This is a genomic window from Paramagnetospirillum kuznetsovii (assembly GCF_003284725.1).
In the GTDB taxonomy this organism is placed as follows: Bacteria; Pseudomonadota; Alphaproteobacteria; order Rhodospirillales; family Magnetospirillaceae; genus Phaeospirillum; species Phaeospirillum kuznetsovii.
In genome coordinates, this window is record NZ_PGTO01000001.1 from 509,336 (window position 1) to 522,953 (window position 13,618).

Below are 13,618 nucleotides of genomic sequence, written 5' to 3' on the forward strand. Positions count from 1 at the left end.
ACGTCCTCTAGGTTAAGGAATCGGCGAGACACCAAGGATGTGCTCGGTCTTGTGAACCACATGGGCGCCCTTGCCGACGATCAGCGGATCGGGCAAATGCACCACCGACTTGTCCTTGCCGGGATAATCCAGCGAGTTCAGGAAATGGAGCATGCAATTGAGGCGGGCGCGTTTTTTATCATCGGATTTGACGATGGTCCAGGGCGCGTCGGCGGTGTCGGTATAAAAGAACATGGCTTCCTTGGCCTCGGTATATTCCGGCCATTTGCCCAGCGACGCCTTGTCGATGGGTGACAGCTTCCACTGCTTGAGCGGATCGTTCTCACGCGCCTTGAAGCGACGGCGCTGCTCGTCCTGAGTCACCGAGAACCAGTATTTGTAAAGCTTGATGCCGGAACGGACCAGCATGCGTTCGACCTCGGGGGTCTGGCGCATGAATTCCAGGTATTCCGCCGGGGTGCAGAATCCCATGACCCGTTCGACGCCCGCCCTGTTGTACCAGGAGCGGTCGAAGAACACCATTTCACCCGAGGTGGGCAGGTGTTGGACATAGCGCTGGAAGAACCACTGGCCCCGTTCGAGATCGCTGGGCTTTTCCAGCGCGACCACGCGGGCGGCCCGCGGGTTGAGATGTTCCATGAAGCGCTTGATGGTGCCGCCCTTGCCTGCGGCGTCGCGGCCTTCGAACAGCACCACGAATTTCTGGCCGGTCTCCTTGACCCACAGTTGGACCTTGAGCAACTCGGCCTGAAGCGAGGCCTTCTTCGCCTCGTACTCGGCCCGGCCCATCCGGCTCTTATAAGGATATTCACCGGTCTCGAAGGCATGACGCACCGCTTCGGGGTCGTGCTTCATCTCCGCCAGGTCATGGCGGGCCTGGGCGGCGGGCGTGGCGGGCTTGGGAGCAGGCTTGGACTTCTTGGCGACGGATTTGGCGACCGGCTGGGCGGCAACCACCGCCGCCGGATTGGCGTCGTCTTCGGGAATGGTCATGCGTCGTTCCCCCCAATTGTCTTTATTGGGCGAAAGTCTAGACACTTTTCAGGTCGGCTGTCCATCGGTCGGCGGCTTCGGCGGGGCTGTCGGTGGATTGCGGACGGGCCGTCCCCTACTTGGCGAGCTTTTGTGCGATGACGGTTTCGCAGCCCATCAGCCAGGCCACCTTTTTCAGCCGGGCGCTTTGCAGGGCGGCTTCGTGGCGTTCTTTCTCGATGCGGTCGTCGATGCGTCCCTGTTCTCGCGACAGCCGCATCATCTTTTCCTCCAGGGCGGGATTCTCGCGGGCCTCGCGCTCGATCTCGGCTTCATTGCGGGCGCGCCGGGCCGGCTGGGTCAGCAGGTTGTTGCGCTCCACGATGACGGCGTCCAATTGGGTCTGCCAAAAGCCGGATCGATAGATCGCGGCGCTGAAGGCGGCGGGGCCGCCCGCGGGTTCGCAGGACTCGTTGAGCGCTACTTTGTCGGGCGGCAGAGTGGCCCAAAAGAACAGCGCAAATCCTCCGGCGAGGATCAGCGCGTCGCGGGCTTTAATTCTGGCCATGACCTTGAACTCCCGGCCTGTCCGTATCCGTTAAGGGTACGACCATCCGAGGATGCTGGCAATCGGTCCCACCGAACTGCAAGGAATGCGAAAAAAGCCGGTCGCGAAGCGGTCTCGAGCCGGACGGTCAGATGGCGGAGGGCAGCCCGGACTGGCTGGCATGACGCTCCGCATCGCGTTCGGCGCGGACGGCGTGCCGCCATGCGCTGATGGAAATGACGGCGCCAAGCAGGGCGAGAATGCCGACGGCGGCCATCACGATATCCATGGTGGTAAAGTGCATCTTACTCTCCTAAGCCCGCTCCACGGGGATTCGGGCTGCCACGCGGTTAAGCGTCGAGGAAGCTCTACACTTCTTTTCGCATCTGCGAAAGGGGGCGAAAACCGGCTATGCGCAAACCACATAGCTCCTTGGGCGAAGATGGTGGATGAAGCGCCCCGACAGACGATCAGGCGGAATGAACCACAGGGGACGCCGCCGGGGCGGGGGCCGGAGTGGGCGCCGGAGCCGGTGCCGGAGCGGAAACCGGCGCGGCAGGGGGCGCGGCACCGATGGCGGCGGTGACGGCGGGGTCGGTGCCGGTGGCCTGGGGGGCCGGACCTGGGTCGGGGGGCGAGGTCGAGGCGGAGGATTCCTGGGACGAGGCGCCGTGGCGAATATATTCCTCAACCGCCTTCTTCGACGGGTACTGGTCGCGCACTTCGCCGGTCTGGCCGTCGCGGAACTCCACCACCGCCAAACCGGCCTGGTAGTTGAAGTTCACCACGGGGCTGATGAAGGGCGCGGCCTCGGCGGAAACCACGTTGCCAGCCGGTTCCTTGGACGCGGAAACAGCCGCCCCGCCCTTCCCAGTGGAAGAGGAGTGAAGCTGGGCGTGTTCCGGTGCGGAGCCGACATACATGGCTTTCTGCCTAAAACGAGTTTTCTCGCTACTATGTTATATACTCTCATTGCCTCGAATTGGCAAGGATTTTTGACTCTCCGGCGCCGGTCGGCTTGGGGCTAGGAATCTGAAATACAATGAAAATGTGGGCTTAGACGGTCCAGCCGGGCTTGCGCTTTTCCGCGAAGGCGGCCAGTCCTTCCCGGCCTTCCTCCGAACCGCGCAGGTCGGAAAAATGGGTGGCGGTATAGCGCAGTAGATCGGGCCCCATGGGGCTGTCGTCGATCACCCGGATCAGTTCCTTGGCGGCGGCCTGGGCCTTGGGGCCGCCTTTCAGGCAGGCCTCGACGATATGGTCGCGGGCGGCGTCCAGCTTGTCGGCGGCGACGATTCCGTGCACCAGGCCAAGGCGCAGCGCCTCGCGGGCATCGAAGCGCTCGCCGGTCACCATGTAGCGGCGACAGGCGCGCGAGCCGATGGCGGCCGCGACATAAGGGGCATGCAGCGACGGCGCCAGGCCGAGGCGAACCTCGGACAGGGCAAAGCTGGCCTCCTCGGCGGCGATGGCGATGTCGGCGGCGGCGACAAGACCGGCGCCGCCGCCCAGGGTGGCGCCCTGGACCATGGCCACCACCGGCTTGGGGCAGCGGTCGATGGCGTCGAACATCATGGCCAATTGGGCGGCGTCGCGTTGGATCTCGGCGGCGTCCCGGTCGGTGGTGCTTTGCAGCCAGGACAGGTCGATGCCCGCGCAGAAACTGGGCCCCCTTGCCTGGATCACCACCACGCGGACGGCCTCGGCGACACCGATCTTCTGAAAGGCTTGGGTCAGATTGCCCGCCAATTGGGCGTCGATGGCGTTGTGAACCTCGGGGCGGCCAAGGGTCAGCGTGGCGATGGCGCCGGAAATCTTCACATGGAGGGCTTCGGTCATGGGCGGCTTCCTCGCTGCAAGATGGGATCAGTAAACCATCTTGTCATGCCGATGTCGACAGAGGCACCCCACAGGCGATATGGTCCCGGCCTCCCCATCAAGGCGGCGAGGATGCGCCATGGAAAACCGTGAAATGTTCGACGAGATCAACGCCCTGATCGGCTCGGTGGCCAAGGCGTTGGAGCTGAGCGAGATGGATGTGATCGGCGCCATCGAACAGGGCGATCTGGGCATGAGCATGATCACCGACGAACAGGGCCGCAACTGCGTCGAGGTCAGCCATGACGGCCGCACGGCGCGCATCTACCAAGGCGCCATCTTCCGCCCCGACGACGCGCCCGAGGCGGAAGCGGACGAGGATTGCGGCGGCGGCTGTTCCTGCGGCCACTAATTCCGCTCGGCCGATGAAAAACTCTTGTGGAATGCGGCCGGGACGGCCGCGCTCCGAGGATAGCGGGCCGTTTGGAGCGCGGGCGTCTCGCCCGCCTGACGCCCGAGGGACAATATTATAGCTTCCGCGCCACCCAGCCGCCGAAGCACAGGGCGCGGAAATAGGGCGCGGGCGGGCTGAAGCCGGTGGCGGTCAGCAACTCGGCAAGACGGGCCTCGGTCACCGGGTGGATGTCGCGGTCGATGTGGCGGAATCCCTTTTCCACCTCGCCTTCCGGGATGTCGGCGGCCAGTTGCAGATGCCGCCACCAGCCGCGCAATTGCTGCTGCCACGGGTCTTCCCAACTGCCGAACAGATCGGCCAGCACCAGCGGAGCGCCCGGCTTGAGGTGGGAGGAAATCTCGTCCAGCAGCGCCTGCTTGGCGCCGTCGTCGGCCAGGAAATGCATGACCAGCAAGAGGGTGGCGGCGTCGAACGGCTCGAATTTGGGCAGATCGCCCACCTTGGACGGATAAAGCCGCACCCGCTTGGTCAAGCCATGCTCGGCGACCTTGGCTTCGGCGTGATGCAGCATGTCCTTGGAGGGGTCGACTCCGACCACCGCCAGATTGGGGCAGCTTTCGGCCAGGGCGACGCATTCCACCCCGGTACCGGCACCGACCACCAAGGCGCGGCCCTTGCCCGAGGTGGTCTCGGCGACGATCTGGCACGACAGGACGTGCAGTGCCTCGTAACCGGGGATGGCTTCGCGCACCCGCCGGTCATAGGCCTCGGCGCGATCCTTGTCCCAGTGATCCTTGGTCATGACCTTAACTCCCCCTCTTCCTCGTCGCACGGAAAGCCGTCCAGGCGGCGCAGCGCTTCCCCCGTGGCGATGGCCGCCGCCAGGGCCACGTTGAGCGAACGCGGGCCGGTCCTCATGGGAATGCGGATGCGCGCATGGGCGGCCCGGGCGACCTCCGGCGGCACGCCGGCGCTTTCGCGTCCCACCATGATGGTGTCGCCGGGAGCGAAAGGGAAGCGGTCATGACGATGCTCGCCTTGCGTGGTCAGTAGAATCAGCCGACGCCCCTGCGCGGCCAGCGAACGGGCGAAGGCCTCCCAGCTTGAGTGCCGGACATAGCTGGCATGCTCGATATAATCCATGCCTGCGCGGCGAACCTTACGTTCATCAAGGACAAAGCCGCAGGGTTCGATTATATCCACCGCGACGCCCAGGCAGGCCGATAGCCGCAGCAACGTCCCGGCGTTCTGCGGAATATCCGGCTGATAGAGGGCGAGCCGAAGCTTCTCCATATATTAACAAACCCGCATACATGACGAGACGGCAGTTGAAACCAAGATGCCGATGTGTTTAATAGTCGCGCTTCCGCGGGCCAACAAGAGGATTAGACATGGCTGATCAGGCACATAATGCCCAGCCCTCGTCGGTGGACGGGCAGACGCGGCGGGATTTCCTGCTGTATGCTACCTCCACCGTCGGAGCGGTCGGGACGGGCTTGGCGTTGTGGCCGTTCGTGCAAAGCATGAACCCTGCCGCCGACACCCTGGCGCTTTCAACCACTGACGTCGATATTTCGGCGATCAAGCCGGGTCAGTCCGTGACCGTGGTTTGGCGCGGCAAGCCGGTGTTCGTCCGGCATCGCCTCCCCGAGGAGATCACTGCCGCCGAGCAGGCCGTCATGGCTGATCTGCGCGAGGCGCAGAAGGACTCGGACCGCGTGAAGAAGCCGGAATGGCTGATCCTGGTCGGCGTGTGCACCCATCTGGGCTGCGTGCCGCTGGGTCAGAAGCCCGCCGATCCCAGGGGGGATTTCGGCGGCTGGTTCTGCCCGTGCCACGGCTCGCACTACGACACCTCCGGTCGTATCCGCAAGGGTCCGGCTCCGGCCAATCTGCCGGTGCCGCCCTATCAGTTCACCAGCGACACCACCGTCCGGATCGGCTGAGGGGGCCCGCAATGAGCGACTTCAAGAGCAACAACAAGGTGGTCAACTGGGTCGAAGAGCGCCTGCCCATCTTCTCGATGATGCAGCATTCCGCCATCGACTATCCGACCCCGCGCAATTTGAACTACTGGTGGAACTTCGGTTCGCTGGCCGCGGTGATGCTGATCATCATGATCCTCACCGGCCTGTTCCTGGCCATGAACTATTCCTCCCACACCTCGCTGGCCTTCGACTCGGTCGAACGCATCATGCGCGACGTGAATTACGGCTGGCTGCTGCGCTATCTGCACGCCAACGGCGCGTCCATGTTCTTCATCCTGGTCTACATCCACATCTTCCGCGGTCTGTACTACGGTTCGTACAAGTCCCCGCGCGAGATTCTGTGGTTCGTCGGCATCGCCATCTATCTGGCCATGATGGCCACCGGCTTCCTGGGCTATGTGCTGCCCTGGGGTCAGATGTCGTTCTGGGGCGCCACGGTGATCACCAACCTGTTCTCCGCCTTCCCGGTGGTGGGCGAATTCATCGTCACCTTGCTGTGGGGCGGCTTCTCGGTGGACAACCCCACCCTGAACCGGTTCTTCGCCCTGCACTTCCTGGTGCCGTTCGTCATCCTGGGTCTGGTTGTGGTGCATGTCTGGGCGCTGCACACCGTGAAGTCCAACAATCCGCTGGGTATCGAGATGAAGGGGCCGCAGGATTCCATCCCGTTCCACCCCTTCTACACCATCAAGGATCTGTTCGGCGTTGCCCTGTTCATGATGGTCTATCTGGCCTTCGTGTTCTGGGCGCCCAACTTCTTCGGCGAGCCGGACAACTACATCCCCGCCAATCCCATGGTGACCCCGCCGCACATCGTGCCCGAATGGTACTATCTGCCGTTCTACGCGATCTTGCGCGCCTTCACCTTCGACCTGCCGTTCCTGCCGGCCAAGTTGCAGGGCGTGCTGGCCATGTTCTCGGCCATCCTGATCCTGTTCGCTCTGCCCTGGCTGGACACCTCCAAGGTGCGTTCCGCCAAGTTCCGGCCGCTGTACCGCCAGTTCTTCTGGCTGTTCCTGGTCAACGCCCTGGTTCTGGGCTATGTGGGCGGCAAGCCGGCGGAAGGCATCCTGGTCAAGATCGGCCAGTTCTGCACCGCCTACTACTTCGCCCATTTCCTGATACTGCTGCCGCTGCTGGGCAAGATCGAGAAGCCCAAGGCCCTGCCCGCATCCATCGCTTCGCCGGTGGTGAAGGCGGCCGCTCTCGGCGTCATGATCCTGGTCGGTCTCGCCGGGTTCTCCGGCTCGGCCTCCGCCAATGCCGGCGGCGGTCCCGAGCTGAAGAAGCCCGCGACGGCGTTCTCGTGGGAGGGCGTGTTCGGTCACTACGACAAGGCCGCGCTCAAGCGGGGTTGGCAGGTCTATCACGACGTCTGCTCCGCCTGCCATTCCATGCGGCTGGTGTCGTATCGCAACTTGGCCGATATCGGTTTCACCGCCGATGAGATCAAGACCATCGCCGCCGAGAAGGAAGTCCCGGCCGAGCCCAACGACGAAGGCGTGGTGCTCAACCGTCCCGCCCGCGCGTCGGACCGCTTCGTCTCGCCGTTCCCCAACGAGAAGGCCGCCCAGGCCGCCAATGGCGGCGCGCTGCCGCCGGATCTCTCGCTGATGAACAAGGCGCGGGTCAGCGGTCCCTACTACGTCTACTCGCTGATGCTGGGCTACGAAGACGCCGCCCCGGAAGGTCATCCCATTCCGGAAGGCAAGTTCTTCAACCACTACTTCCCCGGCAATGCCATCAGCATGCCCCAGGTGGTCAACGACGACATCGTGTCCTACACCGATGGCACCAAGGCCACCAAGGAGCAGATCGCTTCCGACATCGTGACCTTCCTGAACTGGGCCGCCGAGCCCGAGCTCGACGCCCGCAAGGGCATGGGCGTGAAGGTCATGGTCTTCCTGGCCGTGCTGACGGCTCTGCTCTTCGCGCTGAAGCGGCAGATCTGGAAGGATATCCACTGATCCCTCCCGCCTGACGCGGAAACAACGACGGCCGCCCCGGCGACAGGGCGGCCGTTTTGTTTCTATTTCCAGATCGGCTTGCCCGAGCCCGGCAGGCCCAGTTCGGCCCAGCGATCGGTGACGCGGTTCACCACGTCCGTGTCCATGCGGATTTTCTCGCCCCATTCGCGGTGGGTCTCGGGCGGCCATTTGTTGGTGGCGTCCATGCCCAGCTTGCCGCCTAGGCCTGATTCCGGACTGGCGAAATCCAGATAGTCGATGGGGGTGCCCTCGATCACCGTGATGTCGCGGGCGGGGTCCATGCGGGTGGAGATGGCCCACATGACGTCCTTCCAGTTCCGCGCGTCGATGTCGTCATCCACCACGATGACGAATTTGGTGTACATGAACTGCTTGAGGAAGCTCCACACCCCGAACATCACCCGCTTGGCGTGGCCGGGATAGGCCTTCTTGATGGAGACAACGGCGATGCGGTACGAGCAGCCCTCGGGCGGCAGCCAGAAATCGACGATCTCGGGGAATTGCTGGCTCAGCAGCGGAATGAACACTTCGTTCAGCGCTTCGCCCAGCACGCTGGGCTCATCCGGTGGGCGGCCGGTGAAGGTGGAGAGGTAAATGGGGGCCTTGCGCATGGTGATGGCGGAAACGCGAAAGACCGGGAAATCCTCCACCGAGTTGTAATAGCCGGTGTGGTCGCCATAAGGGCCTTCCGGCCCGTGCTCGTCCAGCATGACATGGCCTTCCAGCACGATCTCGGCCTCGGCCGGCACCTTCAGCGGCACCGTCTTGCAGTCCACCAGCTCCACCTTCTTGCCGCGCAGCAATCCGGCGAACTGATATTCCGACAAAGTCTCGGGGACCGGCGTGACGGCGGCGATGATGGTGCCGGGATCGGCGCCGATGACCACGGCGGCGGGCATGGGTTCCTTCTTGGCGGCGGCCCAACGCTGGAAATGCTGGGCGCCGCCGCGATGCTTCAGCCAGCGCATCAAGGTGGTGTTTCGCCCCGTCACCTGCATGCGGTAGATGCCCAGGTTGAAGCCGTCGCGCTTGTCGTCCTTGTCGGGGCCTTGGGTGACCACCAGCGGCCAGGTGATCAGCGGCGCCGGTTCGCCCGGCCAACAGCCCTGGATGGGCAGGGCCGACAGATCCACCTGATCGCCGGTCAGCACCACCTGCTGGCAGGGCGCGTTGCTCACCGTCTTGGGGCGCATGGCCATGACCGTCTTGGCCAAGGGCAGCATCTCGAGTGCTTCGCGCCAGCCGCCGGGCGGCTCCGGCTGCTTGAGGAAGGCGAGAGTCTCGCCCACCTCCCGCAGTTGATGCGGTTCGCGGTCCATGCCCCAGGCGACCCGTTCCACCGTGCCGAACAGATTGACCAGCACTGGCATGGGATAGCGCGATCCGTCGGGGCGCACCACATTCTCGAACAGGACGGCGGGGCCGCCCTCGGCCAGCAGGCGGGTCTGGATCTCGGTCATTTCCAGATGGGGCGAAACCGGCGCGGTCACGCGCTTCAGCCGACCGGCGTCTTCCAGGCGGGCGATGAAATCGCGCAAGCTGTCATAGGGCATATCCGGCTCTCCAAGGTCAGGCGGACAGGGGACGACGAACGCGCTTTGTCGTCAAGACCGGGATCGACTTGTGCTAAAATATACGGTGCACCCCTGACTTCCCGTCTCCGGTGAATCGCTGTAGGCTTTTCGTTCGGGTTGCTGATAGCCCGAAAGATATAGAGAGCCCGTCATGGCCGTGCTTCAGAAGGAAGAGCGCTATCGCACCCTGATCGAGTTGGGCATCGCCCTCTCGGCCGAGCGCAACCATGACCGGCTGATGGAAAAGATTCTCCACGGCGCCAAGAGCATGTGCAACGCCGACGGCGGCACGCTCTATCTGGTCACCGAGGCCAAGGACGGCCTGCGCTTCGAGATCATGCTGAACGATACCCTGAACATCGCCATGGGCGGCACCACGGATAAGCCGATTCCGTTCCCGCCCCTGCGGCTCCGCGACGATCAGGGCGAGCCCAATCACAAGAACGTGTCCAGCCATTGCGCCCTGACCGGCACGACCATCAACATCGTCGATGCCTATGACGTGGATAAGTTCGACTTTTCCGGCACCAAGGCCTTCGACGCCAAGACGGGATACCGCTCCAAGTCGTTCCTGACGGTGCCGCTGAAGAATTACGAGGGCGAGGTGATCGGCGTTCTCCAACTGATCAACGCCCGCGACCGCCGCAACCGCATCGTGACCTTCGGGCCCGACATCACGCCACTGATCGAGGCCCTGGCCAGCCAGGCGGCGGTGGCGCTGGACAATCAGCGCCTGATCGAAGCCCAGAAAAATCTGTTCAAGAGCTTCATTCAGGTGATCGCGGGCTCCATCGACGCCAAGAGCCCCTATACCGGCGGCCACTGCCACCGGGTTCCCGCCGTCACCTTCATGATGGCCCAGGCGGCCTGCGACCAGACCACCGGCGTCTTCGCCGATTTCAACCTGACCGAGGACGAATGGTACGAGCTGGAGGTCTCGGCCGGTCTGCACGATTGCGGCAAGGTCACCACGCCGGAATATATCGTCGACAAGGCCACCAAGCTGGAGACCATCTACAACCGCATTCATGAAATCCGCATGCGGTTCGAGGTCAGGAAGCGCGACGCCGTCATCTTGTATCTGGAAGGCCTGCTGGCCGGGGAAGAGGATGCCGAGCTCCTGAAGACCCGGCTGGACGAGACGCTGGCCGCGCTGGACGACGATTTCGCCTTCATCGCCGAATGCAATGTGGGCGGCGAATTCATGGCGCCGGAAAAGATCGATCGCATGAAGGCCATCGCCGCCCAGACCTGGACGCGCACCATCGACGACACCTTGGGCCTGTCCATCGACGAAATGCGCCGCCGCACCGGGGATGAACCCAAGCCGCCGGTGGCCGAGCCCATGCTGGCCGACAAGGACTGGCACGTCATTCCCCATGAAGTGGCGGTGGATATCGCCCATTACGAATCCGAGGGCTTCAAGATGAAGCCGCTGGAGAACCGCTACAATCTGGGCGAGATCTACAATCTGGCCATCGGGCGCGGCACCTTGACCGCCGAGGATCGCTTCAAGATCAACGATCACATCGTCCAGACCATCTTCATGCTCAAGGCGCTGCCCTTCCCCAAGAATTTGTCGCGGGTGGCGGAATGGGCGGGCGGCCATCACGAAAAGATGGACGGCACCGGCTATCCCAAGGGGCTGAAGCGCGACGACATGTCGTGGCCGGCCCGCATGATGGCCATCGCCGACATCTTCGAGGCGCTGACCGCCGCCGACCGCCCCTACAAGAAGCCCAAGACCCTGTCGGAATCGCTGAAGATCATGTCCTTCATGGTCAAGGACCAGCATATCGATCCCGATCTGTGGGAACTGTTCCTGACCTCGGGCATCTGGAAGACCTACGCCGAGAAATATCTGCGGCCTGAACAGGTGGACGAGGTGGACATCGCCAGGTTCATGCCGCCCAAGGCGGCGGAATAGACCCTTGGCGGGCTTCCGCGCCTATATGGCGGCCAGTCTGGATGGCCGCATAACCACCGCCGACGGCTCCATCGCCTGGATGGAGCCTTTCAATTCCATGGATTACGGCTTCGACGATTTCGTCGGCCATATGGGAACCATGGTCATGGGGCGAACCACCTATGACCACCTCCACGCCATGGGCCATTGGCCCCACGGTGACAAACGCTGCATCGTGGTGACGTCGCGCGGCATGGAAACGGCGCCGGACAATGTGGAGCCCTGGCTGGGCGATCTCGGTCAACTGGTCGAGGAATTGCGCCGCCAGAAGACCGGCGACGTCTGGGTGGCGGGCGGCGCCAAGGCCATCCGCGCCTTTCTCGAGCTCGGAGTGATCGATCATTTCGATCTGCTGGTCATGCCGGTGCTGCTGGGTGACGGCCGCCCGCTGTTCGAGCGCTCCGAGCGCCCCTCGCGCCTGACCCTGCTGGGCGCCAGGACATTCGCCAACGGAGTGGTCCGGCTCAGCTACGTGGTGGGATGAAGATTATATATTGCGCCTCAAGCACTTCACCATCGGCTTTGCCGATGCGAGATCTGGGCTGTATCGACATTCAGGGAATTCGGCTGAGTTCTGGCCGGAACGTCTGTCCGGCAGGAATTTTAGCCACACATGAACACAGATACGCACAGATGAAGTGAGAGATTTCCTTATCTGTGTCCCGCGCAGCGGGAATCTGTGTACATCTGTGGCCCATGTCTTGGCCTATCGGCCTGAATGTCGATTGGCCCTAAGGACCGGGCGGGCGCGTCGATTTTATTCCAGCGCCTGCCTTAGGGCCGCTGAACTGGCCCAGGGCGCCAAAGCCAGGGCGGCCACCAGGATACCCGCCAGGATCATGAGATGGGGCTTGGCCGACATGCCCTGGACGGCGGCGTCGATGGCCCCGACTCCGAAGATCAGCACCGGCACGTAAAGCGGCAGGATCAGCAGCGACAGCAAGACGCCGCCGCGCCGCGCCCCCAGCACCAGGGCGGCGCCGATGCCGCCGATCAGCGACAAGGTGGGCGTTCCCAGCGCCATGGCGGCGAGCAGGATGGCGAAGCCCTCTGCCTGCATGTGCAGTAGCACGGCGAGAACCGGTGCGGCCACCATCAGCGGCAGGCCGGTGGTCAGCCAGTGGGCCAGCATCTTGGCGGCCACCACCACCCCCAGGGGGGCGGGCGTCAGCACCAGCAGTTCCAGCGAGCCGTCCTCGTAATCGGCCTGGAACAACCGGTCCAACGACAGCATGGAGGCCAGCAGGGCGGTGACCATCAGCACGCCCGCCGAGACCCGTTCCAGCACATTGACCTCGGGGCCGATGCCGAAGGGGAACAGCACCACCGTGAGGACGAAGAAAGTCACCACCATGACGCTGTCCGAGCCCTGGCGCAGTGCCAGGCGCAGGTCGCGGCGCACCACTTCCAGGAAGCGGTTCATGATAGGATTCCTTCCAGGCCCTCAAGCGCCGGGCGCCCACATCCGTGGGCTTGGCTTTCGCGCCATGGGGCGCGCGCGCTCAATGCGCCAACTCCTCGCCCAGGGGCTCGTCGAACCTCTCGGCCACCGCGAAATCATCCAGTTGCATCAGGGTCGCGCCGGGCAGGTCGATCTCGGCATGGGTGGACAGCACCACCATGCCGCCGGTGGCGCGGTGTTCGGCCAGCACCGCTTCCAGCGCCTTGATGGAGGCCTTGTCCAGCGCCGTGGTCGGTTCGTCCAGCAGCCACAGCGGACTGGGCGCCGCCAGCAGGCGGGCGAGATTGGTGCGGCGCTTCTGCCCGGCCGACAGCATCTTGCCGGGAATCGCGGCCAGATGGGACAGGCCGAAGCGGTCCAGCGCATTGTCCACCGCGCGGCCCGCCCGTCCCATATGGGGGTCGTGCAGCCTGGCCCAGAAGCCGAGATTCTCGGCGACGCTGAGCACCGGCTTCACCGCGTCGTGATGCCCCAGGTAATGGGTGCGCGCCGCCTGGGCCTCGGGGTCGTCTCCCACCGGTTGGCCGTTCCAGGCCAGCACCCCGTGGGCGGGACGCAGCAGACCGGCCATGACCCGCAGCAGCGACGACTTGCCCGAACCGTTTGGCCCCAGCAGCACCAGGGCGCCGCCCGAAGCCAGCGTGAAATCCAGCCCGGCGAACACCACCCGTCCGCCGCGCAGGCAGGCCAGATGGGTTCCGGAAAATGTGGCGGGCTCGGGCGTTGTCATGGACGGCACCATGGCAAAAAACAGCCGCCTTGACGAGGGGTTTCACTTTTGGGCGGGCGAAGGCGCCCGCGCTCCCGGGAATATATGTTGGAGATTTCGGAGCGCAGCGACTGGCGCATTGAGCGCCCGCGCCTCGTGGCGCGAAAGCCAAGCGAACG

General features: G+C 64.0%; 14 protein-coding genes and 2 pseudogenes. 6 read left to right on the forward strand and 10 right to left on the reverse strand.

What is annotated here, in order from left to right; translation table 11 throughout:
- Nucleotides 1–12: 12 nt before the first annotated feature.
- The 5 genes from ppk2 to CU669_RS02465 all read right to left on the reverse strand — a co-directional run bounded on the left by ppk2 (nt 13) and on the right by CU669_RS02465 (nt 3,358).
- Entirely contained in the window at nt 13–993 is a 981-nt protein-coding gene (gene ppk2, locus CU669_RS02450) for a polyphosphate kinase 2 (protein ID WP_239988487.1), read from the reverse strand.
- Nucleotides 994–1,108: 115 nt separating this feature from the next.
- A complete protein-coding gene (locus tag CU669_RS02455; RefSeq protein WP_112142185.1) occupies nt 1,109–1,540 on the reverse strand; it encodes a hypothetical protein in 432 nt (143 codons plus the stop codon).
- A gap of 127 nt (nt 1,541–1,667) precedes the next feature.
- Nucleotides 1,668–1,823 (reverse strand): hypothetical protein, encoded by a 156-nt coding sequence (locus CU669_RS21280; protein ID WP_161539563.1) that lies wholly within the window; start codon nt 1,821–1,823, stop codon nt 1,668–1,670.
- A gap of 166 nt (nt 1,824–1,989) precedes the next feature.
- A complete protein-coding gene (locus CU669_RS21005) occupies nt 1,990–2,442 on the reverse strand; it encodes a hypothetical protein (RefSeq protein ID WP_146747648.1) in 453 nt (150 codons plus the stop codon).
- A 133-nt stretch (nt 2,443–2,575) separates the two neighbouring features.
- Nucleotides 2,576–3,358 carry an enoyl-CoA hydratase-related protein gene (locus CU669_RS02465; protein ID WP_112142187.1) on the reverse strand — a complete coding sequence of 261 codons (783 nt, stop codon included), beginning with the start codon at nt 3,356–3,358 and terminating at the stop codon, nt 2,576–2,578.
- A 118-nt stretch (nt 3,359–3,476) separates the two neighbouring features.
- Between CU669_RS02465 and CU669_RS02470 the strand changes: the two genes are divergently transcribed.
- Nucleotides 3,477–3,749: a hypothetical protein gene (locus tag CU669_RS02470; RefSeq protein WP_112142188.1), complete on the forward strand. Its 273-nt coding sequence runs from the start codon at nt 3,477–3,479 to the stop codon at nt 3,747–3,749.
- Between the two features lie 115 nt (nt 3,750–3,864).
- Here the strand turns inward: CU669_RS02470 and CU669_RS02475 are convergent, their stop codons facing one another.
- Nucleotides 3,865–4,554 carry a class I SAM-dependent methyltransferase gene (locus CU669_RS02475; protein WP_112142189.1) on the reverse strand — a complete coding sequence of 230 codons (690 nt, stop codon included), beginning with the start codon at nt 4,552–4,554 and terminating at the stop codon, nt 3,865–3,867.
- A complete protein-coding gene (locus CU669_RS02480) occupies nt 4,551–5,045 on the reverse strand; it encodes a tRNA (cytidine(34)-2'-O)-methyltransferase (RefSeq protein WP_112142190.1) in 495 nt (164 codons plus the stop codon). The genes CU669_RS02475 and CU669_RS02480 overlap by 4 nt, the downstream gene beginning before the upstream one ends.
- Before the next feature lie 98 nt (nt 5,046–5,143).
- Between CU669_RS02480 and petA the strand changes: the two genes are divergently transcribed.
- The 3 genes and pseudogenes from petA to CU669_RS21725 all read left to right on the forward strand — a co-directional run.
- A complete protein-coding gene (gene petA / locus CU669_RS02485; RefSeq protein WP_112142191.1) occupies nt 5,144–5,698 on the forward strand; it encodes a ubiquinol-cytochrome c reductase iron-sulfur subunit in 555 nt (184 codons plus the stop codon).
- Nucleotides 5,699–5,709: 11 nt separating this feature from the next.
- Nucleotides 5,710–6,942, forward strand: a pseudogene (locus CU669_RS21720) (cytochrome b); the annotation flags it as partial.
- Nucleotides 6,943–7,053: 111 nt separating this feature from the next.
- A pseudogene (locus tag CU669_RS21725) lies at nt 7,054–7,707 on the forward strand (cytochrome c1); the annotation flags it as partial.
- Between the two features lie 62 nt (nt 7,708–7,769).
- Here the strand turns inward: CU669_RS21725 and CU669_RS02495 are convergent.
- Complete coding sequence (locus tag CU669_RS02495; RefSeq protein ID WP_112142192.1) at nt 7,770–9,281, reverse strand: UbiD family decarboxylase; 1,512 nt, start codon at nt 9,279–9,281, stop codon at nt 7,770–7,772.
- Nucleotides 9,282–9,453: 172 nt separating this feature from the next.
- Here CU669_RS02495 and CU669_RS02500 point away from each other — a divergent pair, with 172 nt between their 5' ends.
- Together CU669_RS02500 and CU669_RS02505 are read left to right on the forward strand one after the other, a co-directional pair.
- Complete coding sequence (locus CU669_RS02500; protein ID WP_112142193.1) at nt 9,454–11,229, forward strand: HD family phosphohydrolase; 1,776 nt, start codon at nt 9,454–9,456, stop codon at nt 11,227–11,229.
- Between the two features lie 4 nt (nt 11,230–11,233).
- On the forward strand, nt 11,234–11,752 hold the full coding sequence (locus CU669_RS02505) for a dihydrofolate reductase family protein (RefSeq protein ID WP_239988488.1): 519 nt from the start codon (nt 11,234–11,236) through the stop codon (nt 11,750–11,752).
- Between the two features lie 273 nt (nt 11,753–12,025).
- Here the strand turns inward: CU669_RS02505 and ccmB are convergent, their stop codons facing one another.
- Nucleotides 12,026–12,691 (reverse strand): heme exporter protein CcmB, encoded by a 666-nt coding sequence (ccmB, locus tag CU669_RS02510; protein ID WP_112142194.1) that lies wholly within the window; start codon nt 12,689–12,691, stop codon nt 12,026–12,028.
- A gap of 79 nt (nt 12,692–12,770) precedes the next feature.
- On the reverse strand, nt 12,771–13,460 hold the full coding sequence (ccmA, locus tag CU669_RS02515) for a heme ABC exporter ATP-binding protein CcmA (RefSeq protein WP_407671534.1): 690 nt from the start codon (nt 13,458–13,460) through the stop codon (nt 12,771–12,773).
- Nucleotides 13,461–13,618: the final 158 nt, after the last annotated feature.